Below are 20,381 nucleotides of genomic sequence, written 5' to 3' on the forward strand. Positions count from 1 at the left end.
CGAGTCGTGCTCGGTATATAACAAGGCTTATGGACGTTTTCGAAGAGTCATCGTGTAATGAGCCAGCGAACCGACACCGCCGAGGAGGACGACGCTCCCCTCGACCTCCTCAAGCGGTGGTACCACGTCCCGGCCCTCCTCGGGATACTGGTCTTCATGCTGTGGACCCGCCTCCGATCGTACGGCAACTTCGTCCGCGACGGCGAGGTGTACTTCCGCGGGAACGACCCGTGGTACCACCTCCGCGAGACGAGCTACCTCCTCGAGAACTGGCCGAACACGCTCCCGTACGACGTGTGGACCGGGTTCCCGTTCGGGAATCAGGCGGGACAGTTCGGCACCCTCTGGGACCACATCATGGCCGTGGGCATCTGGATCGCCGGTCCGATCATGGGCGGCCCCGAGGAGGTCATGCTCGTCATGGCACCCATCGCGGGAGCCCTCGTCGCGGTCCCGACGTACTTCATCGCGCGGCGATTCGTCGACCGCCCGGCCGCCCTCGTGGCGTCCGGCGTGCTCGCGCTCCTTCCGGGCACGTTCTTCACCTACTCGCTCGTCGGGTTCCCCGACCACAGTGCGGCCGAGGTGTTCTTCCAGTCGGTCGCCGTCCTCGCGTTCCTCGTCGCCTTCGCGGCCGCGGAGCGTGACGTGCCCGTCTGGGAGCTCGTCGTCGACCGCGACTGGGACGCCCTCCGCCGCCCCGTCGCGTACGCCGCCGCCGCCGGCGTCGCGCTCGGCCTCTACATCTGGACGTGGCAGCCGGGGATCCTGATGGTCGGGTTCACCGGCGTCTACCTCGCGCTCAAGATCACGAGCGACACGTACCACGGCAGGAGCCCGGAACCGATCGCCTTCGCCGGATCCGTCTCGATGGGCGTCGCCGGACTGATGCAGCTGATCCCCCTCGACACGTTCTCGTTCGACGTGACGGGCTACTCGCTGCTCCAGGTGATCCTCCCGATCGGCGTCGCCGTCGGCGCGGTCTTCCTCGCGTGGCTCGCCCGCCAGTGGGAGTCACGCGAGCTCGAAACCGAGACGTATCCGGCGGCGGTCGGCGGTCTGATCGTCGCGTCCGCCGGATTCCTGTGGCTCGCGCTTCCGTCGCTGTGGTCGACGCTCTCGAGTAACCTCCTGAACTTCGTCGGCTTCAGCGCGAGCGCCAGCTTCCAGACGATCGGGGAGGGTGCGCCACCGCTTCAGGACGCCTCCTTCGCGGAATTCGTCCTCGGTCAGTACGGTCTCGCCTTCTTCCTCGCGCTCGCGGCGGTCCTCTACGTCGTCGCGCGCCCGCTCTACCGCTCCGAGGACCCGAACCACACGCTGTACATTCCGGCCGCACTCGCGGTCGTCGGCTCCGTCTACGCGGTACCCCAGCTGTACGGCGCGGTCGGCGGCCTCGTCGGCGTGGGCTGGCAGGTGGTCGGGCTCGTGCTCGCGGCGGGGTTCCTCGTCGGCGCGACGTTCCTCGTCGAGTACGACGCCGAGGAGCTCTACTTCGTCGTGTGGGCGGCGTTCATCGGAAGCGCCGCGTTCACCCAGAGCCGCTTCAACTACTACCTCGCGGTGGTCGTCGCGGTCGGCGCGGCGTACTTCCTCCAGGTCGTCTTCGACGCGATCGACCTCACCTCGCTCCGTGCCCTCCGCGAGATCGAGGGGTGGCAGGTCCTGACCGCGGTCGCGGTGCTCGCGGTCCTCCTCGTGCCGCTCGTGGGGGTCGCCACGCCGGTGTGGACCGCGGGCAACTCGACCGGACCGGGCAGCGTCGTCGAGTGGGACGAGAGCCTCCAGTGGATGAACGACGAGACGCCGCACCCCGGCGAACTGGAGGGTGCCGACAACTCCATGGAGTACTACGGAACCTACGAACGCCCCGCCGACGGCGACTTCGACTACCCGGAGGGCGCGTACGGCGTCCAGTCGTGGTGGGACTACGGCCACTGGATCACCACCCGCGCCGAGCGGATCCCCAACGCCAACCCGTTCCAGCAGAACGCCGCCGAGGCGGCGAACTACCTGCTTGCGCCGAGCGAGGACGCCGCGCGGGAGGTGCTCGCGAGCCAGAGCGAGGAGGGCGAACACACCCGATACGTGATGGTCGACCGCGAGATGGCCTCGCCGAACTCCAAGTTCGGCGCGCCCGTGACGTTCTACGACGAGGGGAACGTGACGCGGGAGGACTTCAACCGACCCATCTACCGACAGGGTCAGCAGGGCGGGTTCGGTACGGTGATGCAGGTGAACACTCAGCGTTACCACGAGAGCCAGATGATCCGGCTGTACGAACACTACGGCAGCGCGGTCGAGCCCGAGCCGGTCGTGGTCGACTGGGAGACGCAGACGGCGGAGACGGCGGACGGCGAACGGGTCGAACTCGCCGTGCTCCCCGAGGATCCACGGTCGATGGTCCGCCAGTTCGAGAACGTCTCCGCGGCCCGCGAGTACGTCGAGGAGGACGGGAGCGCCCAGGTCGGCGGGGTCGGCGGGCTTCCGTCCGAGCGCGTCGACGCGCTCGAACACCACCGGCTCGTCCACGCGACCGAGTCGCAAGGGCAGTCGGCCTCGGCACGACAGGTGCGGGTGCTCCAGCAGCTCGGCGTGGACTTCGAGGAGGTCCTCGGCGAATCCGCGCTCGCCGCGTTCCAGGATAACTGGGTGAAGACGTTCGAGCGCGTCCCCGGCGCGACGATCGAGGGAAGCGGCGCGGAGCCGGGCGAGGAAGTTCGAGCGGCCGTCGAAATGGAGAAACCTTCCGGCGAGACGTTCGTCTATCAACAGTACACAGAGGCCGATAACGATGGTAACTTCGAGTTCACAGTGCCGTACTCGACGACCGGATACGACGAGTTCGGGCCTGAGGAGGGGTACACCAATACGAGCGTGCGGGCGACCGGTCCCTACGAGGTCACGACGGGTGTGGCGTCAGGCGACGACGACGTGACCCCACAGGCCGGACGGGTGAACGTCACCGAGGCACAGGTGATCGGCGAGGATGACGCCGCCGCGACCGTCGAACTCGAACAGGTCCTGTCGGGAGACGACGGTGGAAGCGGGTCCGACGAAGGCAGTACCGGCACAGCCGACGACGAGACGAACGAGTCGAGCGGCTCGCTCGTCGCCCCCGAACGCGTCGCCGTGGCCACCTGATCCGGATGGCGGACGTTCGGGACTGGCTCGTCGTGTACCTGAAGGGGCTGGCGATGGGGTCCGCCGACGCGGTTCCGGGCGTCTCGGGCGGCACCATCGCGCTCATCGTCGGTATCTACGAGCGGCTGATCGCGGCGGTGACCGCGATCGATCCCGACCGGATCGCGCGCGTGCTCGCCGGGATACGAGCGAGCGACCGCGCCGACGCGCGGGCCGCGTTCCGCGAGGTCGACGGGGGGTTCCTCACCGTCCTCGGCGCGGGGATCGGAACCGCCGTCGTCCTCGTGTTGAGCCTCGTCGACGCGCTCCTCGCGGCGGTTCCCGTCGCGACGTACGGGTTCTTCTTCGGGCTGATCGCCGCCTCCGCGTTCGTGCTCTACGGCGCGGTCGATCTGGAGACGACGGGCAGGAAGGCGGCGGCGGTCTGCGGCTTTCTCGCGGCGTTTCTCGCGTCGGGGTACGCCGCGACCGCGCTCGGCCACGCGCTCCCGGTCGTCTTCTTCTCGGGGGCGGTCGCGGTCAGCGCGATGGTCCTCCCCGGCCTCTCGGGATCGCTGCTCCTGGTCGTCCTCGGACAGTACGAGTTCATGTCGGGGACGCTCGGCGCGTTCCTCGACGGGATCGCCGCGGCGGCCGCGGGCGAGGGAACCGCCGGGATCGTCGGGGCCCTCCCGCCGATCGTCGCGTTCCTCGCCGGCGGGGTCCTCGGGCTGTTCACGATCGCCCACGCGGTTCGACGCGCGCTCGAGGCCGCCCGCGCCGCGACGCTCGCGTTCCTCGTGAGCCTGATCGTCGGCGCGCTCCGCGCTCCGGTGATCGAGGTCTCGATGCGGCTCGCCGACTCTGGCGGGACGTGGGGCGAGGCGTTCCCGCGATTCGCGGCCGCCGCGGTCGCCGGCGCGGTCGCCGTGATCGCGATCGATCGGCACGCGGGCGTCCTCGAGTACTGAGTTCGACCGCGGCCGCCCTGTTATACCACCTTCGTCGAGACGGCGATCCCCTCGCCGACCGGGAGAATCACGGTCTCGACCGCGTCGTCGCTCCGAACCACGTCGACGTACTCGCCGATCCCGCGGGTCGCCGCGTCGACGTCGGCGCTCGGCAACGGCTCGCCGTCCGCCGCGTGAGCGACCAGGCGCTCGAAGTCGACGGGTCCGGCGGTCACGTTGTCGGCGACCACGACGCCGCCGGTTCGGAGCGTGGGGAGGACGGACCGATAGGCGTCCACGTAGCTCGCCTTCCGGTGGTCGATCAGGACGGCGTCGAAGGGGCCGTCGTACCGATCGATCGTCTCCATCGCGTCGCCGACTTCGAAGGTCACGCGGTCGGCGTAGCCGTACTCGTCGGCGAACTCGCGGCCGCGCTCGGCCTCCTCGGCGTCGAACTCGGTACAGACGACCGTATCGGCACCGCCCCGGAGGAACCACGTCGCCGAGTAGCCGAAACCGGAGCCGAACTCGAAGACGCGCTCGGCGTCGGCCAGCCGCGCGAGGAGCCGGAGGACGGCTCCCGCTTCCGGGCCGATGATCGGGAACCTCCACTCGTCGGCGAGCGCGGCCATCTCAGCCTGGACCGCCGTGTGTTCGGGTGCCGTCGCCGCGAGGAACCGCCTGGTGTGCTCGGGTAGGACGTCCATGCGGGCGGATCGGGGCCACGACATAAAACCGTCCACGTCGACGAGCCGCCCACGTCGGCGACCGCGTTATCGACTCGAGCCGGTTCGCGTCCCTCCGGTTCCGCCGGAACGCCGGACCACCGGACCGCCGGCGGGGTCGGGTCAACCGTTAAGTCGCGGTCGGTCGACCGTGTAGGTAATGTACGACCCCGAGGAGCTTGCCGAGATCCGGGAGGCGAAGGAGTCCTGGGAGGAGGGAACCTACGGCGACACCGTCGACCGGTTCGGGGAGCGCGAGGAGGAGTTCACGACCGACACCGGCGGCCAGTCGGTCGACCCGCTGTACACCCCCGCCGACGTCGCCGATCACGACTACCGCGAGGACGCCGGGTTCCCCGGCGAGGAGCCGTACACGCGCGGCGTCTACTCGACGATGCACCGCGGCCGGCTCTGGACGATGCGGCAGTACGCCGGAATGGGCACGGCCGCCGAGACCAACGAGCGGTTCCGGTACCTCATCGACGAGGGCTCCTCGGGGCTCTCGATGGCGTTCGACCTCCCGACGCAGATGGGGTACGACTCCGACGCCGCGATGGCCGAGGGGGAGGTCGGCCGCTCGGGGGTTGCCATCGACACGCTCGACGACTTCGAGACCGTCTTCTCCGGCATCCCCCTCGACGAGGTCTCCACGTCGATGACGATCAACGCGCCCGCCGCCGTGTTGCTCGCGATGTACGTCGCCATGGGCGACCAGCAGGGCGTCCCGAGATCGGAGCTGCGCGGGACGATCCAGAACGACATCATGAAGGAGTACGTCGCCCGGAACCTCTACATCTACCCGCCGGAGCCGTCCATGCGGCTCATCACCGATATCTTCGCGTTCTGCGCCGAGGAGGTCCCCGGATTCAACACCATCTCCATCTCGGGGTACCACATCCGAGAGGCCGGCTCGACGGCCGCCCAGGAGGTGGCGTTCACGCTCGCGAACGGGATCGAGTACGTCGAGGCCGCCCTCGACGCCGGACTGGACGTCGACGAGTTCGCCCCCCAGCTCTCCTTCTTCTTTAACGCCCACAACAACGTCTTCGAGGAGGCGGCGAAGTTCCGGGCGGCCCGCCGGATGTGGGCGCAGATCATGGACGAGCGGTTCGACGCGACGGACCCCAAGTCCAAACAGCTGAAGTTCCACACCCAGACCGGCGGCTCCACGCTGACCGCCCAGCAGATCGAGAACAACGTGGTTCGAGTCGCCTACCAGGCGCTGGCGGCGGTGTTGGGGGGAACCCAGAGCCTCCACACGAACGGGAAGGACGAGGCGCTCGCGCTCCCCACCGAGAAGTCGGTGCGGACCGCCCTGCGCACCCAGCAGATCCTCGCACACGAGTCGGGCGCGGCCGACACGATCGACCCGCTCGCCGGGAGCTACTACGTCGAGAGCCTCACCGACGGGATCGAGGAGGAGGCGTTCGAGATCCTGGCGGAGATCGACCGTCGCGGCGGCGCGCTCGAGGCGGTCGAGAGCCAGTGGGTCCAACGGCAGATCCAGGACGTCGCCTTCGAGCGCCAGCGTGAGATCGAGGAGGGCGAGCGCGTGATCGTCGGCGTCAACGAGTTCCGGGTGGACGAGGAGCCCGAGATGGACCTAGAGGAGGTCGATCCCGAACAGGAGGCCGAACAGCGCGAGCGGCTCGAGGGGGTCAAGGCCGGCCGCGACGACGAGGCGGTCGAGGCCGCGCTCGCCGCGGTCCGGGAGGCCGCCCGCGGCGGGGAGAACGTGATGCCCCCGATCGTCGACGCGGTGAAGGCGTACGCGACCGTCCAGGAGGTCTCGGACGTGTTCCGCGAGGAGTTCGGCGAGTACAGCCCCGGCCGATGACGTCCGCCGATCCGACGCCGACTGGCGATCCGACGACGTCCGCCGATCCGACGACGTTCACCGATCCGACGCCGACCGAGGGTGGAGGTCGCCGGCCGCCTCGACGGCGATTCCTCGCCGCGGCCGGGGCGGCGGCGTCGGCCGCGCTCGCCGGCTGTGGCGGCGTGGTCCCGGAGACCGCCCCTGACGACGACGGCCCCAACGAGGTGACGGTCGAGAACGCCACCGACTCGGCGGTCGAGGTCGCGGTTCGCGTGGTGGACGGCGAGGGGGAGACTCTGTTCGGTCGCGTGTTCGCGCTCGAACCCGAAACGATCGCGTCGCGTGACGGGTTCGAGGCGGTCCCCGAGGAGGTTCACGCGTTCACCGCGGACGGCCTCTCGCGAACGTGGCGGTACGACCCCGACCTGCCGATCGAGTTCGAGTGTGAACCGAAGGACGTCGGGCTCACCCTCCGAGAGGACGCGATCGAGCCGTGGTACGGCTGCTGAGATCGGCTCGGGGGCGACTGACGACCGCCGTCAGCTCGCGCCGCGGACGACGTGGCCGTACTTCAACAGCGCGACGAACACCGCGCCGCCGAAGGCGTTTCCGATCGTCGCCAGCACGAGGAATCCGACGTAGTCAACCGGGGTGATCGCGGGCGACATGAACAGCCCGAACAACACCTCCACGTTGCCCGCGATCGAGTGGGGTAAATGGAGGAGCCCGATGGTTCCGGTGACGACCAACACGAGGATCAGCCGGCTCGTCGTCTCTTGGGCCGCCGCGATCAGCCACGCCAGGAGGCCCATCAGCCAGCCGGCGAAGACGCCGCCGACGAACAGCCACGGGAGGTCGTGGGTGACGAGTTTCAACGCGATCGTCTCGAACGCGGCCGGCGTCACGACGCCGAGTTCCGGCATCAACAGGATCACGAGCAGGGTGAAACAGAGCCCCCCGACGAGGTTGCCGACGTACACCAGTCCCCAGAGCCGGCCCAGGTCGCGGAGCGACGCCTGACCGTCGAGGACCGGGATCACCGCCAGTGTGGTGTGTTCAGTGAACAGCTCCGACCTCCCGAGGATCACGAACATGAACCCGATCGAGTAGACGCCCGCCAACAGCAGCTCGGTGGTGAGGTCGCCGAATCCCCCCGGCGAGAGGGTCAACACCACCGCCATCATCAGCGGACCGAACCCGATGTCGAGCCCGGCGGACAGCCCCGAGAGCAGGAGTCCCGACCGCTCGCGGTTCATCTCGTGGAGCGCGCCCTCGAGGATCGTATCGAGGATGGTCCGGGAGGTCTTCTGCTCCGTCTGCGCGTCGGGGCTCTGGTCGGACACGACTCGTTCGATCTCTCGTTCGGCGGCACCCAAACCTTTCCCTCCGGGCGGCTCCTGCCGCGACGGCCGGGTCGGTCGCGCCGCTCGACTATAAGTCGGAGCCGCGCCGTCCTTCCGGCATGCGCTTCGATCACGTCGGCGTCGCCGCGCGCGACGCCGCCGAGCTGGCCGGCCTGTTCTCCGAACTCCTCGAGACGCCGGTCGCCCACGAGGAGACGTTCGACGGAATGCGCGTCGTCTTCCTCGAGTTCGACGACGGCGGCTACTTCGAGCTGCTGGAGCCGACGCGGGGGGGACCGATCGCCGACTACCTCGACCGCGAGGGGCCGGGGATCCACCACGTCGCGCTCGCGACGGACGACCTCTCCGCGGCGCTCGACCGCGCCCGCGACTCCGGCGTCGACCTCGTCGACGAGGAGCCCCGGCCCGGCGCGTGGGGTCACGAGGTCGCGTTCCTCCACCCCCGGTCGACCGGCGGGGTGCTCGTGGAGTTCGTCGACCCCGACCACTGAGCGGACCACTGAGTTCGACGGCTCCGTCACCCGCCGTCCCGGCGGCGGCCGAGGAGCCCGATCGCCATCCGCCGGGCGACGTACGCGACCGCGTTGGACGCGTGGAGGACGACGAGAAGCCCACAGAGCGCGACCGGCACCGCTAAGGCCGCCTCCGGGAGGGTATCGATCGTCCACGTGACCGGATCGCCGTTGACGGTCCCGAACTCGACCGTGTACGGGTACCGGACCGGCGCGGCGACGAGCGAGAGCACGGTCGCGATCCCGAACAGGAGAAACACCGCGGGGACGGCGATCCAGACCTTCAACGAGAGGAACCCGAGTCCCCTCCACGTCGACGACGCGTCGACGTACCCCTTCGCGAGCGGGAGCAACCCGTCGGCGTCGTCGGGGACGTCGTCCGGACGCCGGAGGTCGAGCGACCACGCGGCGTTCGCCAGTCGGCGTTCGATCCCGGCGAGGAGTCGGGACCCGATCAGGGTCGCGAACAGGACCCCGACCCCGACGGCGACGACCGAGAGGAGGGTCCCGAACACGACCCCGAAGGTGAGCAGCATCGAGTAGGCGATACCGAGCGGCGCACTGACGAGCAGGTACGCCAGGTTCGCGTACGTTCGACGGTCGGCGACGACGCCGACGACCGGAACGGCGGAGGGCTTACGGAGGGAGACCATGTCGATTCGGCCGGCGGCTCGTGAAAAAACGGTTCCGCTCTCGGTTCGGGGGCAGGTCACTCCCGGTGATCGGTGGTGTCGTCGGCCGCGTCGGAGCCGTCGCCCGCCTCGGAAACGTCGCCCGCCTCGGCGGAGGCCGCGGTGGCCACGCCGTCCGCGAGGTCGGCCGCGATCCCAGTGTAGCCCGCGGGGGTCAGCGCCCGCAGCTCCTCGCGGACCGCCGGGTCGACGTCGAGGTCGTCGAACAGCGCGCGGAAGTCCTCGAGGGTGACCCGCGAGCCGCGGGTGAGCGCCTTGACGCGCTCGTAGGCGTCGGTGTCGCCCTCGCGTCGAAGGATCGTCTGGACCGCCTCGCCGATCACCTCGGGGGTCGCCTCCAGCTCCTCGCGCATGACGACCTCGTTCGGGACCACCTTCGCGAGCCCGTCTGCCGTCTTCGAGTAGCCGACCAGACAGTGGGCGAACGCGGCACCCACGTTGCGTTTCACCGTCGAGTCCGAGAGGTCGCGCTGGAGCCGCGAGGTCGTGACGTAGTCGGCGAGGAAGGTGAGGTCGGAGTTCGCCTTCGAGAGGTTCCCCTCGGCGTTCTCGAAGTCGATCGGGTTCACCTTGTGCGGCATCGTCGACGAGCCGGTCTCGCCCTCCACGGCGCGCTGCCCGAGGTAGCGGTCGGAGACGTACAGCCACGCGTCGAGGTCCAGATCGAGCAGGACGTTGTTCACGCCCCGGAGCGCGTCGAACAGCGCCGCGAGGTCGTCACACGGGTTCACCTGCGTCGCGAGCGGCGCGTGATCGAGCCCGAGTCCCCACACCACGGAGCGGGAGACGCCCCGCCAGTCGACGTCGGGGTAGGCGGCGACGTGGGCGGCGTAGGTGCCGGACGCGCCGGCGAGCTTGCCCGAGAGGCCGTCGACCGCGGCGTCGACGCGGCCGAGCGTCCGGCCGAGCCGCGCGGCGTAGACGGCCATCTCCTTGCCGAACGTCGTCGGCGTCGCCGGCTGGCCGTGCGTCCGCGCGAGCATCGGCGTGTCGCGGTGCTCGTGGGCCAGTTCGACCAGCGCGTCGCGCACCTCGCGGATCGCGGGCACGAGCACCTCGCGGACCGCCGGCCCGACGAGCAGCCGGTGGGCGAGGTTGTTGACGTCCTCGCTCGTGAGGCCGAAGTGGATCCACGGGAACAGCGCCTCGGGATCCGCGAGCGTCCCGGCCTCGCCGAGTTCCTCCAGGCGCACCCGCAGGAAGTACTCGACGGCCTTCACGTCGTGGTTGGTGGCGGCGTATCCGGCCGCGCCCTCGACCTCCAGGTCCTTGATCAGCCTCGCGTCCTCCGCCGAGAAGGACGCGTGGAGGTCGCGCAGGGCCGCGGCCTCCGCCCCGTCGAGCGCGATCGGCGTCGCCTCGAGGTCGGCCAGTTCGATCAGGTACTCCACCTCCACGCGGGTCCGCGCCCGCATGAGCGCCGCCTCGCTCGCGTACGGCGAGAGGGAGGCGGTTCGGCCGGCGTACCGCCCGTCGAGCGGGGAGACGGCCGCGAGCGGGTCCGAGCGCGAGAGTCCGGGGATCGGATCGTCGGTCATGTCCGCGAGTGCCCCCGGAGCGCGCAAAAGCGTGTCGATGGAACTACCCACGGAGGTGTATACTCACGCGACGTTGACGGCAACAAGGTCGGATACTTATCCTCGATCGTGGATATTCGACCGACGACGACCGTAACGGATAAACGCGGTCGGTCGGAGGGATCGGACATGAAGATCGCCGGACTCGCCAGCAACCGGGGACGGAACCTGCGACACATCGCCGACGTCGCGCCGGCCGGCGCGGAGCTGTCGGTCGTGTTAACGAACCGCGAGGGCGCGCCGGTCCTCGAGGCGGCCGCCGAGCGGCGGATCCCGACCGAGGTCGTCGTCCGCGAGGAGGGCGAGTCGCGAGAGAGCCACGAGCGCCGGATCCTCGACCGGCTCTCGGGGTACGACTTCGACGTCGTCTGTCTGGACGGCTACATGCGGGTGCTCACGGAGGAGTTCCTCGCGGCCGCCCCGACGACGCTGAACGTCCACCCCTCGTTGCTGCCCGCGTTCCCCGGCACCGACGCCCACGAGCAGGTGCTCGAGGCGGGCGTCAGGACGACCGGCTGTACCGTCCACGTCGTCACCGAGGCGGTCGACGACGGCCCGATCCTCACCCAGGAGCCGGTCCCGGTCTACGACGACGACGACGCCGCGTCGCTGAAGCGCCGGGTCCTCCAGGAGGCGGAGTTCACCGCGTATCCACGGGCGGTCCGGTGGTTCGCGGAGGGGAACGTCGATATCGAGACCGACGACGACGGGATCCCCCGGTCCGTCCGGATCGACGGCGACACCGGCGGCTCCTTCCCGGCCCGGCGGTTCGTCTCGGAGGACCGCGCCGACTCGCTGCGCTACGGCGAGAACCCCCATCAGGAGGCCGCGCTGTACGCGGACCCCGCCTGCGAGGAGGCGAGCGTCGTCGGGGCCGAGGAGTTGAACCCCGGCTCGAAGGCGATGGGGTACAACAACTACAACGACGCCGACGCCGCGCTCGGGCTGATAACGGAGTTCGACGAGCCGGCCGCCGCCGTGATCAAACACACTAACCCCGCCGGCTGCGCGACGAGCGACACGCTCGCGGACGCGTACGACCGGGCGCTCCGGACCGACGCCAAGTCGGCGTTCGGCGGGATCGTCGCCTTGAACCGCCGGTGTGACGCCGACACCGCAGAGGCGATCGCGGAGTCGTTCAAGGAGGTCGTCGTCGCGCCCGGCTACACCGACAGCGCGCTCGACGTCCTCGGCGAGAAGAAGAACCTCCGCGTGCTCGACGTGGGGCCGCTCGGCGAGGGCGAGGCGCGCTTCTCCGAGCGCTTCGTCGAGAAGCCGATCGTCGGTGGACGGCTCGTCCAGGAGCGGGACCGCCAGTCGCCGACCGCCGCCGACCTGGAGTTCGTCACCGAGCGCGACCCCACCGACGAGGAGGTCGACACGATGCTGTTCGCCTGGAAGACGCTCAAACACGTCAAGTCCAACGGCATCCTGTTCGCGACGGGCACCGAGACGGTCGGCGTCGGCATGGGGCAGGTCTCCCGCGTGGACGCGGTCACGCTCGCGGCGATGAAAGCCGAGAAGGACGCGGAGGGGAAGTCGGCCGAGGGGGCCGTGATGGCCTCCGACGCGTTCTTCCCGTTCCCGGACGCGATCGAGGAGGCGGCCGACGCCGGCATCGAGGCCGTGATCCAGCCCGGCGGCTCGGTCAACGACGAGGACGTGATCGCCGCCGCCGACGACCACGGCATGGCGATGGCGTTCACCGGATCGCGCTGCTTCCGCCACGACTGAGCGGGCGACCGTCCCGCCTCCGGCTACCGTTTCCCCTCCGAGCTCACGGTTCCTCCCGCAACCCGTCGACCAGCTCGCGGAGCGTCGCGAGCGGGTACTGGCCGGGGGCGGTCGCGTCCGCCGCGTCGACCGGCGCGTACCCGATGCGCGAGCCGTACACCGGGGCCACCGCGCGGGTGTGTCGGCCGGGCTCGCCCATACACATCGTCGCGACGCGGCGGCCCGCGGCGGTCGCCTCGTTGGTCGCGCGCAGCATCGCGAGCGCGTCCTCGCGGCCGTTCGCGGTGGTCGCCAGCTTCCCCACGTCGCCCTCGCTCGCCGCGTCCGCGAGCAGGTCGACGAGCGTCCCGACCTCCGGCGTCGACTCGAAGTCGTGGACGGAGGCGATCACCTCGACGCCCTCTTCGCGGGCGCTCGATCGCAGGGCGGTCGCGTGCGAGCGTTCGCCGGTCGGCGCGTTCCCCCGAAGCGCGGCGAGCTCGACGTCGACCGCGACGACCGCCTCGTGCGCGAGCGCCTCCGCGAGCGCGTCGTACCGGCCGAGGTCGTCGGCCTCCCCGCCCTCCCAGTCCGCGCGGTTCGTGACGACGAGCGGGAGCGCCCCGTCGTACGCCGCGAGCTGGTCCAGCGGCTCCTCGGCGAGGTCCATGCGGAACTCCACGGCGTCGGCCGCCTCGCGGGCGCGCGGCTCCGCGGACAGGTCGGTGGTGCTCGCCGCGAGAACGAACTCCTCGAACATGTCCGGCCCTTCGGGGGTGGGGGAGTTAACTGTCCCCGTCAGACCGGGACTCCGCCCGGACGGCCTCGGCGCGTCCGCCGCGGACGGCTCTGAGCCAGCCGGCGGCGACCGCGAGGAGGCCGCCGAGGAGCAGGACGACGGAGAGCGCGTCGACGCCGCCGGCGACGCCGTCGAGCCCGAGCGCGAGGATCGCCCCCCCGAGCGCGACGATCGCGAGCGCGCGGAATCGGTCGGGCGTGAGATCGCGGCCGGCGACGGCGGGGTCGACGCCCGCCCCCGCGAGCAGGTACGCGACGCCGGCGATCACGCAGCCGACGCCGGCGACGAGGAGGGCGGCGCGGCCGCCGCCCCCGCCCGTGGTGACGAGGAACCAGCCGGCGACGAGCACGAGCGAGACGCCGGAGAGGAGGTCGCGTGAGCGGGTCATGGTCCGTGGATCGTATCGGGAGGGTGAGAACGAGCGAGTCGATCCGCGCGGTTACGCGACGAGGCCGTCCTCGGCCTCGAGCAGCTCGTGGTAGCGGTTCCGGATCGTGACCTCGGAGATGTCGGCGACCTCCGAGACCGCTGCCTGCGTCGTCTTCTCGTTGGTGAGGAGGGCGGCGGCGTAGACGGCGGCGGCCGCGAGGCCGACCGGCGACTTCCCGCTGTGGACGCCCTTCTCCTTCGCGTTCTTCAGGAGGCCCTTCGCGCGCATCTCCGACTCCTCGGAGAGCTCGAGATCCGAGGCGAACCGGGGAACGTACTGCTCGGGGTCGGCGGGTTTGACCTCGAGTTTGAGCTCGCGGACGACGTAGCGGTACGTCCGGGCGATCTCCGCCTTTTCGACGCGGGAGACGTCGGCGATCTCGTCGAGGCTGCGCGGGACGCCCGCCATCCGGGCGGCGGCGTACACGCAGGACGTGGAGACGCCCTCGATGGAGCGGCCGGGGAGGAGGTCCTCGTCGAGCGCGCGGCGGTAGATGACCGAGGCGGTCTCGCGGACGTTGTCCGGTAGCCCGAGCGCGGAGGCCATCCGGTCGATCTCGCCGAGCGCCTGCTTCAGGTTGCGTTCCTTCGAGTCGCGCGTCCGGAACCGCTCGTTCCACTTCCGGAGTCGCTGCATCTTCTGGCGCTGGCGCGCGCCGAGCGACCGGCCGTACGCGTCCTTGTCGCGCCAGTCGATGTTGGTCGAGAGCCCCTTGTCGTGCATCGTGTTCGTCGTGGGCGCGCCCACGCGGGACTTCTCGTCCTTCTCGCGGGAGTCGAACGCGCGCCACTCCGGGCCACGGTCGACCGAGTCCGCCTCGACGACGAGCCCGCAGTCCGCACACACGGTCTCCCCGTGCTCCTCGTCGTTGATGACTTGGCCGTCACACTCCGGACAGCGCAGCGTCTCGTCGGTGCTTTCCGATTCCTCTTCCGTCTCCCCGCGGGTGCGACTCCCTCGGGTATGTAGTCGTTCGGTCATAGCTCTCTGTCCCCCGGTGTAATCGAGAACGCTCGGGAGCAGTCTTGTCCGATAGACGGGCGAACGTAACTTAAAAGACCCGGAACGTGTCGCCGCGCCGGCGACGAATGAACACGATCGATCACAAGAGTTGTCGACGAGTGACGCCGGCGAGGAGATCGGCGGCGGAGCCGGCCGCCGTTCGACGGTCACCCCCGTCCCCCGCGATCCGAACGCTTTCGAGCCGCGGGAGCGAACTCCACACCATGACCGACCCTCGCGTCGTCTCGCTCGCGCCGAGCGCGACCGCGACCCTCTCCGCGCTCGGCGCGGCCGAGTGCCTGGTGGGCGTCACCCGTCACTGCGACCCGCCGTCGGACGCCGGATCGGCGCACGGAGTGGACCCCGTCGCCGTCGGCGGGTGGACGACGCCGTCCCTCGACCGCGTCGCGGAACTCGACCCGGACGTGGTGTTCACGAGCGACGGCCTCCAGACCGGGATCGCGGAGGAGTGTCGCGAGCGGGGCCTCGCCGTCGACCACCGCGAACCGGCCACGCTCGCGGACGTGATCGAGGACTTCCGCGGGATCGCCCGAACGGTCGGACGACCGGACGCGGGCGCGGAGCTGGCCGCCGACGCCCGCGAGCGGATCGAGGCGATCGGGGACGCGAGCGCCGACGCGGCCAACGACGAGCGCGCGGACCGCCCCGTCGTCTACTGCGAGGAGTGGTCGGACCCGCCGATGGCCGCGGGCAACTGGGTCCCCGACGCGATCCGGGCCGCCGGCGGCCGCTACCCGTTCGTCGACGCGGGCGAGCGCTCCCGCGAGGTCGACCCCGAGGCGGTCGCGGCCGCCGACCCCGACCGCGTCGTCGTCCACGTCTGCGGGCGCGGCGACCGAGTCGATCCCGCGACCGTCGCCGAGCGCGAGTGGATCGACGCGCCGGTCCACGTGATCGACGACTCGCTCTTGAACCAGCCGAGCCCCGTCCTGATCGACGGGATCGAGCGGCTCGCTGGGCTGTTCGCCGACGAGGCGGAGCCGTGACGCCGGACCGGGGACCGCGTGTCGGCGTCGGCAGCGGGAATCCCGCCAAGCGGCGGGCGGTCGAGCGGGCGCTCGGGATCGACGGATCCGCCGACGGCGGGTCCGACGTCGACGGGTCGATCGAGGCCCCCGCGCCGACCGTCGAGTCCGTCCCGGTCGCCTCCGGCGTGAGCGAGCAGCCGACCGGCCACGCCGAAACCGTCGCCGGCGCGGAGAACCGCGCGGCGGCGGTCCTCGAGAGGGGGGGATACGACCTCGGCGTCGGCCTCGAGGGCGGCGTCGCCCGGTTCGAGGGCGTCGACGGCCTCTTCCTCGTGATGTGGGCGGCCGTCGACGACGGCGACCGCGTCGGCCGCGGCGCGGGGCCGAGCCTCCGTCTCCCCGACCGCGTCGCCGACCGCGTCGAGTCGGGCGCGGAGCTGGGGCCGGTGATGGACGACGTGCTCGACACGACGGGCGTCGCGCGACGCGGCGGGGCCGCCGGCGCGCTGACGAACGGGAGCCTCGACCGCGCCGACGCGCTCGCCGCCGCGGTCTCCGGCGCGCTCGGTCCCTTCGTCTCCGATCTGTACTGACGGCAGAACCGATCCGGAAACCCGGATCGAGGCCGGTTCGGGCTCGAGATTCGGAGTTCGGGATTCGTACCGCAACGGCCCGTCGGCGGGGGTCCGACGAGCCGATATCGCGTCGAAACCGCACGACGTGACGGTGTTAACCCGATCTACCAACCGCCTTTTGGGGGTAGCCTTCCTGTGTGGTGACATGAGCACGGCACGCGCGGAGCCCGTCGCGGTCGAACCGACCGGCCTCTCCGAGAAACAGACGCGGATCCTCGAGTACCTCCGGACCAACGCGGACGACCGAACCTACTTCAAATCGCGGCTGATCGCCGACGAGCTCGGCCTCTCCGCGAAGGAGGTCGGCGCGAACATGGGTGCGGTCGCCGACGCGGCCGGCGAGCTCGACGTCGAGAAGTGGGGCTACTCCTCGGGCACGACGTGGATGGTGACGGCCTAGCGGACCCCCGTCGCGGCGGCCGAGCGGCGACTACGGGTCGTAGCTGACGAGCGAGGCCGCGTCGTCGGCGAACGCGACCGCGTCGGCGTCGAAGGAGTCCGCGTACCGCACGACGAGCGTCAACAGCCGCTCCGGCTCGGTCAGCTCGTAGCCGTCGGCGCGGTCGAGGAGGTCGGCCGCGGCCAGATCGCCCGCCGCGGCGCTTATCGTCGGCCGGGAGACGCCGAGCGCGTCGGCGATCTCCGCGCCCGTCGCGTCGGGGTCCGAGAGCAGCGCGAGGACCATCCCCCGCGGCGTCTCCCGGCGGAGGTAGCCGAGCGCCCGCTTGTCGAGGGCGTCGAACCGGCCGGCCGGGAAGTACCGGCGGTAGTCGGCGTCCTTCGCCGACTCGATCTCGCCCGCCTCCTCGAGCTTCCGGAGGTGGTACTGGGCCTCCCCCGTCCCGAGCCGGAGGTCGTCGCGGAGCTTCGAGAAGTGCGCCCCCGGCGTGGAGGGTACGTATCCGCGGATCGCCTCCCGCGTCTCGTTGGTGTCGTCCGCGGCGCTCGCGGTTCCGACGAACGGGGCCGCGGCTCCGACGGCGGCGAACCGCCGCAGGGTTCGGCGTTTCCGTTCGTCGACCTCTTCGGTCACGCTCCGTGATACGCGATCGCCCGGCAAAAGCGCTTCGTTCGGGTCGGAAACGTCGAATCTCCGTCTCAGCTCTCCTCTGCCGGCTCGACCTCGCCGTCGGGAACCTCCTCGTCCATCTCCTGGATGACCTCGTCGGCCGACTTGATGTTCGCGCCCGCGTCGCCGGTCTTGACCGCCTCGGCCTCCTTCTCGAGCTCCTCGACGTCCATCTGGGCCGCCTCGTCGATCTGACCGAGGATCTCGTCGATGTCGTCGAGACCGAGCATCTTGCGGGTGTCCTCGTCGAACTCGAGTCCCTCGAGGCCGTCCATCTCCTGGACGTCCGACCCCGAGAGCGCCTTGCCGTAGCGGCCGACGAGGCTCGTGAGCTCCTGCGGGAGCACGAACGTCGTCGACTCGCCCTTCCCGATCTCCTCGAGCGTCTCCATGCCGCGCTCGATGATGGCGCGCTCGCCCATCGACTCGGCGGAGCGGGCGCGAAGCACCGTCGAGATGGAGTCACCCTGCGCCTCGAGGATCTGGCTCTGTTTCTCCCCCTGCGCGCGGATGATGTTCGACTGCTTGTCACCTTCCGCCTGTTCGACCGCCGAGCGGCGTTCCCCCTGCGCTTCGAGGATCATCGCCCGACGCCGGCGCTCCGCGGAGGTCTGTTGCTCCATCGCCTGCTGGACGTCCTTCGAGGGGTTGACCTCGCGCACCTCGACGCTCTCGACGCGGATCCCCCACTCGTCGGTCGGCTCGTCGAGCTCGCGGCGGATCTTCGCGTTGATCTCCTGGCGTTTGTTCAGGGTGTCGTCGAGCTCCATGTCGCCGAGGACGGCCCGGAGCGTGGTCTGGGCGAGGTTGGAGACGGCGTTCTTGTAGTCGTCGACCTCGAGGAACGCCTTCTTCGCGTCCATCACCTTGATGTAGACGACCGCGTCCGCGGTCACCGGCGAGTTGTCACGCGTGATCGCCTCCTGGCGGGGCACGTCCAGCGTCTGCGTCCGCATGTCGAACGCGTACGTCCGCGAGACGAACGGCGGGATGAAGTTGATACCCGGCTCGAGCAGCTTCCGGAACTCGCCGAACACCGTCAGCGCCTCCTTGTCGTAGGCGTCGACGATCTCGACGGACTGCCAGAGCGTGACGACCACCAGCATGAGAAACAGGAGGCCGACGCTCACCAGTCCGAAACCGGTTTGGAGGGGAAGTGGGTCCATACCGTGGATTAGGTCATCGGACGCTTAATAGTTCGCCCGCCGGCCGATCCCGTCCGGAGGATAACAAACCCTAAAAGCGGGGTCGTCGACCGATCCGGTATGTCTCTGCGGGTCGGTCGGCTGGGTCTCGCCGACGCGGTCACGGTGGCCAACGCCGCGGTCGGCTTCCTCGCGGTCGTCGCCGCCACCGTCGACGCCGCGCTGGCGGCCCGGCTGATCCTGTTGGCCGCCATCGCCGACGGCCTCGACGGCGTGGTCGCCAGACACCGGGGGTCGACGCCCGCGGGGCCGTACCTCGACTCGCTCGCGGACGTCGCCTCCTTCGGCGTCGCGCCCGCGGCCCTCGTCGCCGCCATCGTTCTGGAGGCCGACTCGTTCGCCGCGAGCCCGTTCCTCGTCGCCGGCGGCCTCGGGGCCACGGCCCTCTTCGTCGCGATGGCGGTCGCCCGGCTCGGGCTGTACACGGCCTACGACAGCGGGAGCCGCGAGACCGTCGGGGTGCCGACGACGCTCGCGGCGACGGTCCTCGCGGCCGCGGTGCTGGCGGGCTACGCCGCGCCGGTCCCGCTCGTCGTCGCGACCGCGGCCTTCGCGGTGCTCATGGGGTCGACGGTGACCTATCCCGATCTACACGCACAGGACGCGCTCGTGATGGGGTTCGTTCAGGCGGCCGTGGTGGTGACGCCGGTCGCGCACGCGCTCACGACCGCGCTCCCCCCGTGGATCGGCGAGGGGTTCGCGTTCGCGCTGTTGTTCCTCTCGGGCGGCTACCTCCTCCTGGGTCCGCACTTCTACTGGGGAGACGGGATCCGACCGCCCGAGGAGGACGTCGACCGGGCCTGACGACGGACGTGGAGGCCTCTCGCGGCGGGACCGAACGATACCCGAGAAAGGGTCGCGGCGGGGCCGTCTACAGCAGCTCGTCGAAGTCCTTGTGGCGGGTGATGTCGACGCCCTCGTCGGTGACGACGGCGACGTTGATCCCGTTACCGGACGCGAGGTCGCGCTCGACGGCGGACTGGATCGCCTTCGCGGCGATGGTCTTCGCCTCCTCGACGGTGACGTCGTCGTGGTACTCCTGTTCTAAGACGCCGAGGGCGTACTGCGAGCCGGAGCCGGTGACGGTGTACTCCTCCTCGGTGGTTCCGCCCAGCGCGTCGATGGAGTAGATGTGGGCTCCCTCGTCGTCGACGCCGCCCAGGATCGGCTGGACGATGAAGAACGCGCCCGTGCGGAGGAGGTTGCCGGTGAGCGTCGAGAGCGCCTCCATCGACATGTCCTTGCCGCGCCGGGCCTCGTAGAGGTTGGTCTCCGCCTTGAGCGTCGAGATGAGGTTCTGGGCGGCGGAGACGGAGCCGGCGATGGTGAGCGCGCCGCGGGGGTGGATCTCCTCGACCTTCTGGACGTCCTTCGAGGAGACCATGCCGCCGAGGGAGGCGCGCATGTCCGTCGCCATCACGACGCCGTCGGCGGTGCGGATGCCGACCGTCGTCGTACCGGTCTTCATCTCGCCCTCGCCGTCGGCCTGTGCGGCGCGGCGCTCGCTGTGTTCGAACTCGCCGAGCTCCGGGCCGAAGACCGGCTGGTCGCGGCCGAGTTCGAGGGACGCCCCGTCGGAGAGATCGTCGGTCGGTGTTCGCATTACCGCCTCGTTGGCCCCTCGCGCTGATAAAGGCAACCCTTCGGGGACCCGCCGCCGGTTCCGACGACCATATCCGGGACGGGGGACGGCGGAACGGCGATCAGCCGAAACGGGCCGGAAGCCGGCGGAAACCCGGATCAAACGGTTGACGATCGATGCCGTGGCTCGGCGGGG

The 20,381-nt window shown here is 70.4% G+C and carries 20 protein-coding genes; 10 read left to right on the forward strand and 10 right to left on the reverse strand.

Annotation, left to right across the window (positions count from 1 at the left end):
• The first annotated feature begins 57 nt into the window (after window positions 1-57).
• Both NO889_RS06355 and NO889_RS06360 read left to right on the forward strand, forming a co-directional pair.
• Window positions 58-3,144 (forward strand): oligosaccharyl transferase, archaeosortase A system-associated, encoded by a 3,087-nt coding sequence (locus NO889_RS06355; RefSeq protein ID WP_256411447.1) that lies wholly within the window; start codon window positions 58-60, stop codon window positions 3,142-3,144.
• Between the two features lie 5 nt (window positions 3,145-3,149).
• Window positions 3,150-4,094, forward strand: a complete 945-nt coding sequence (locus NO889_RS06360) for a DUF368 domain-containing protein (protein WP_256411448.1) — start codon at window positions 3,150-3,152, stop codon at window positions 4,092-4,094.
• Window positions 4,095-4,114: 20 nt separating this feature from the next.
• Here NO889_RS06360 and NO889_RS06365 read toward each other — a convergent pair whose 3' ends face one another.
• The gene (locus NO889_RS06365; protein WP_256411449.1) at window positions 4,115-4,780 is read right to left on the reverse strand and encodes an O-methyltransferase; all 666 of its coding nucleotides are present in this window, start codon (window positions 4,778-4,780) and stop codon (window positions 4,115-4,117) included.
• 178 nt (window positions 4,781-4,958) lie between these two features.
• Between NO889_RS06365 and NO889_RS06370 the strand changes: the two genes are divergently transcribed.
• Together NO889_RS06370 and NO889_RS06375 are read left to right on the forward strand one after the other, a co-directional pair.
• On the forward strand, window positions 4,959-6,635 hold the full coding sequence (locus NO889_RS06370) for an acyl-CoA mutase large subunit family protein (protein ID WP_256411450.1): 1,677 nt from the start codon (window positions 4,959-4,961) through the stop codon (window positions 6,633-6,635).
• The gene (locus NO889_RS06375; protein WP_256411451.1) at window positions 6,632-7,126 is read left to right on the forward strand and encodes a hypothetical protein; all 495 of its coding nucleotides are present in this window, start codon (window positions 6,632-6,634) and stop codon (window positions 7,124-7,126) included. Before NO889_RS06370 ends, NO889_RS06375 begins: the two co-directional genes overlap by 4 nt.
• 30 nt (window positions 7,127-7,156) lie before the next feature.
• On the opposite strand, the gene NO889_RS06380 is transcribed toward NO889_RS06375, so the two are convergent.
• Window positions 7,157-7,960 (reverse strand): formate/nitrite transporter family protein, encoded by an 804-nt coding sequence (locus NO889_RS06380; RefSeq protein WP_256411452.1) that lies wholly within the window; start codon window positions 7,958-7,960, stop codon window positions 7,157-7,159.
• 119 nt (window positions 7,961-8,079) lie between these two features.
• Here NO889_RS06380 and mce point away from each other — a divergent pair, with 119 nt between their 5' ends.
• Window positions 8,080-8,472, forward strand: coding sequence for a methylmalonyl-CoA epimerase (gene mce / locus NO889_RS06385; protein WP_256411453.1), 393 nt, complete (start codon window positions 8,080-8,082; stop codon window positions 8,470-8,472).
• Between the two features lie 26 nt (window positions 8,473-8,498).
• Here the strand turns inward: mce and NO889_RS06390 are convergent, their stop codons facing one another.
• Together NO889_RS06390 and purB are read right to left on the reverse strand one after the other, a co-directional pair.
• The gene (locus NO889_RS06390) at window positions 8,499-9,146 is read right to left on the reverse strand and encodes a sensor domain-containing protein (protein ID WP_256411454.1); all 648 of its coding nucleotides are present in this window, start codon (window positions 9,144-9,146) and stop codon (window positions 8,499-8,501) included.
• A gap of 56 nt (window positions 9,147-9,202) precedes the next feature.
• On the reverse strand, window positions 9,203-10,723 hold the full coding sequence (purB, locus tag NO889_RS06395; RefSeq protein ID WP_256411455.1) for an adenylosuccinate lyase: 1,521 nt from the start codon (window positions 10,721-10,723) through the stop codon (window positions 9,203-9,205).
• Window positions 10,724-10,891: 168 nt separating this feature from the next.
• Between purB and purN the strand changes: the two genes are divergently transcribed.
• Window positions 10,892-12,496 (forward strand): phosphoribosylglycinamide formyltransferase, encoded by a 1,605-nt coding sequence (gene purN / locus NO889_RS06400; protein WP_256411456.1) that lies wholly within the window; start codon window positions 10,892-10,894, stop codon window positions 12,494-12,496.
• A 43-nt stretch (window positions 12,497-12,539) separates the two neighbouring features.
• On the opposite strand, the gene NO889_RS06405 is transcribed toward purN, so the two are convergent.
• From NO889_RS06405 to NO889_RS06415, 3 genes are read right to left on the reverse strand one after another with little or no spacing between them, the layout of a single operon-like run.
• On the reverse strand, window positions 12,540-13,235 hold the full coding sequence (locus NO889_RS06405) for a type I 3-dehydroquinate dehydratase (RefSeq protein WP_256411457.1): 696 nt from the start codon (window positions 13,233-13,235) through the stop codon (window positions 12,540-12,542).
• 25 nt (window positions 13,236-13,260) lie between these two features.
• Window positions 13,261-13,662, reverse strand: a complete 402-nt coding sequence (locus NO889_RS06410) for a DUF7994 family protein (protein ID WP_256411458.1) — start codon at window positions 13,660-13,662, stop codon at window positions 13,261-13,263.
• Window positions 13,663-13,713: 51 nt separating this feature from the next.
• Complete coding sequence (locus NO889_RS06415; protein WP_066414566.1) at window positions 13,714-14,685, reverse strand: transcription initiation factor IIB; 972 nt, start codon at window positions 14,683-14,685, stop codon at window positions 13,714-13,716.
• A gap of 245 nt (window positions 14,686-14,930) precedes the next feature.
• Between NO889_RS06415 and NO889_RS06420 the strand changes: the two genes are divergently transcribed.
• The 3 genes from NO889_RS06420 (at window position 14,931) to NO889_RS06430 (ending at window position 16,730) form a co-directional block, all read left to right on the forward strand.
• Window positions 14,931-15,713 carry a cobalamin-binding protein gene (locus NO889_RS06420; protein ID WP_256411459.1) on the forward strand — a complete coding sequence of 261 codons (783 nt, stop codon included), beginning with the start codon at window positions 14,931-14,933 and terminating at the stop codon, window positions 15,711-15,713.
• On the forward strand, window positions 15,710-16,288 hold the full coding sequence (locus tag NO889_RS06425; RefSeq protein ID WP_256411460.1) for a DUF84 family protein: 579 nt from the start codon (window positions 15,710-15,712) through the stop codon (window positions 16,286-16,288). Before NO889_RS06420 ends, NO889_RS06425 begins: the two co-directional genes overlap by 4 nt.
• Before the next feature lie 187 nt (window positions 16,289-16,475).
• The gene (locus NO889_RS06430; protein ID WP_256411461.1) at window positions 16,476-16,730 is read left to right on the forward strand and encodes a DUF7123 family protein; all 255 of its coding nucleotides are present in this window, start codon (window positions 16,476-16,478) and stop codon (window positions 16,728-16,730) included.
• Between the two features lie 30 nt (window positions 16,731-16,760).
• On the opposite strand, the gene NO889_RS06435 is transcribed toward NO889_RS06430, so the two are convergent.
• Together NO889_RS06435 and NO889_RS06440 are read right to left on the reverse strand one after the other, a co-directional pair.
• Window positions 16,761-17,363, reverse strand: a complete 603-nt coding sequence (locus NO889_RS06435) for a winged helix-turn-helix transcriptional regulator (protein ID WP_256411462.1) — start codon at window positions 17,361-17,363, stop codon at window positions 16,761-16,763.
• Window positions 17,364-17,428: 65 nt separating this feature from the next.
• A complete protein-coding gene (locus NO889_RS06440) occupies window positions 17,429-18,565 on the reverse strand; it encodes an SPFH domain-containing protein (protein WP_256411463.1) in 1,137 nt (378 codons plus the stop codon).
• Window positions 18,566-18,664: 99 nt separating this feature from the next.
• On the opposite strand from NO889_RS06440, the gene NO889_RS06445 reads away from it, so the two are divergent.
• Window positions 18,665-19,408 carry a protein sorting system archaetidylserine synthase gene (locus NO889_RS06445; protein ID WP_256411464.1) on the forward strand — a complete coding sequence of 248 codons (744 nt, stop codon included), beginning with the start codon at window positions 18,665-18,667 and terminating at the stop codon, window positions 19,406-19,408.
• 67 nt (window positions 19,409-19,475) lie between these two features.
• Here the strand turns inward: NO889_RS06445 and psmB are convergent, their stop codons facing one another.
• Window positions 19,476-20,207: an archaeal proteasome endopeptidase complex subunit beta gene (psmB, locus tag NO889_RS06450; protein ID WP_256411465.1), complete on the reverse strand. Its 732-nt coding sequence runs from the start codon at window positions 20,205-20,207 to the stop codon at window positions 19,476-19,478.
• Window positions 20,208-20,381: the final 174 nt, after the last annotated feature.

This window comes from Halorubrum rubrum, from assembly GCF_024494685.1.
GTDB lineage: Archaea > Halobacteriota > Halobacteria > Halobacteriales > Haloferacaceae > Halorubrum > Halorubrum rubrum.

Coding starts and splice junctions, on each gene's coding strand:
- NO889_RS06375 (WP_256411451.1), top strand. CDS start 6,632: ATGACGTCCGCCGATCCGACGCCGACTGGCGATCCGACGACGTCCGCC.
- NO889_RS06440 (WP_256411463.1), bottom strand. CDS start 18,565: ATGGACCCACTTCCCCTCCAAACCGGTTTCGGACTGGTGAGCGTCGGC.
- NO889_RS06370 (WP_256411450.1), top strand. CDS start 4,959: ATGTACGACCCCGAGGAGCTTGCCGAGATCCGGGAGGCGAAGGAGTCC.
- NO889_RS06415 (WP_066414566.1), bottom strand. CDS start 14,685: ATGACCGAACGACTACATACCCGAGGGAGTCGCACCCGCGGGGAGACG.
- NO889_RS06445 (WP_256411464.1), top strand. CDS start 18,665: ATGTCTCTGCGGGTCGGTCGGCTGGGTCTCGCCGACGCGGTCACGGTG.
- NO889_RS06410 (WP_256411458.1), bottom strand. CDS start 13,662: ATGACCCGCTCACGCGACCTCCTCTCCGGCGTCTCGCTCGTGCTCGTC.
- NO889_RS06405 (WP_256411457.1), bottom strand. CDS start 13,235: ATGTTCGAGGAGTTCGTTCTCGCGGCGAGCACCACCGACCTGTCCGCG.
- NO889_RS06430 (WP_256411461.1), top strand. CDS start 16,476: ATGAGCACGGCACGCGCGGAGCCCGTCGCGGTCGAACCGACCGGCCTC.
- NO889_RS06355 (WP_256411447.1), top strand. CDS start 58: ATGAGCCAGCGAACCGACACCGCCGAGGAGGACGACGCTCCCCTCGAC.
- NO889_RS06360 (WP_256411448.1), top strand. CDS start 3,150: ATGGCGGACGTTCGGGACTGGCTCGTCGTGTACCTGAAGGGGCTGGCG.
- NO889_RS06420 (WP_256411459.1), top strand. CDS start 14,931: ATGACCGACCCTCGCGTCGTCTCGCTCGCGCCGAGCGCGACCGCGACC.
- purB (WP_256411455.1), bottom strand. CDS start 10,723: ATGACCGACGATCCGATCCCCGGACTCTCGCGCTCGGACCCGCTCGCG.
- purN (WP_256411456.1), top strand. CDS start 10,892: ATGAAGATCGCCGGACTCGCCAGCAACCGGGGACGGAACCTGCGACAC.
- NO889_RS06365 (WP_256411449.1), bottom strand. CDS start 4,780: ATGGACGTCCTACCCGAGCACACCAGGCGGTTCCTCGCGGCGACGGCA.
- NO889_RS06390 (WP_256411454.1), bottom strand. CDS start 9,146: ATGGTCTCCCTCCGTAAGCCCTCCGCCGTTCCGGTCGTCGGCGTCGTC.
- psmB (WP_256411465.1), bottom strand. CDS start 20,207: ATGCGAACACCGACCGACGATCTCTCCGACGGGGCGTCCCTCGAACTC.
- mce (WP_256411453.1), top strand. CDS start 8,080: ATGCGCTTCGATCACGTCGGCGTCGCCGCGCGCGACGCCGCCGAGCTG.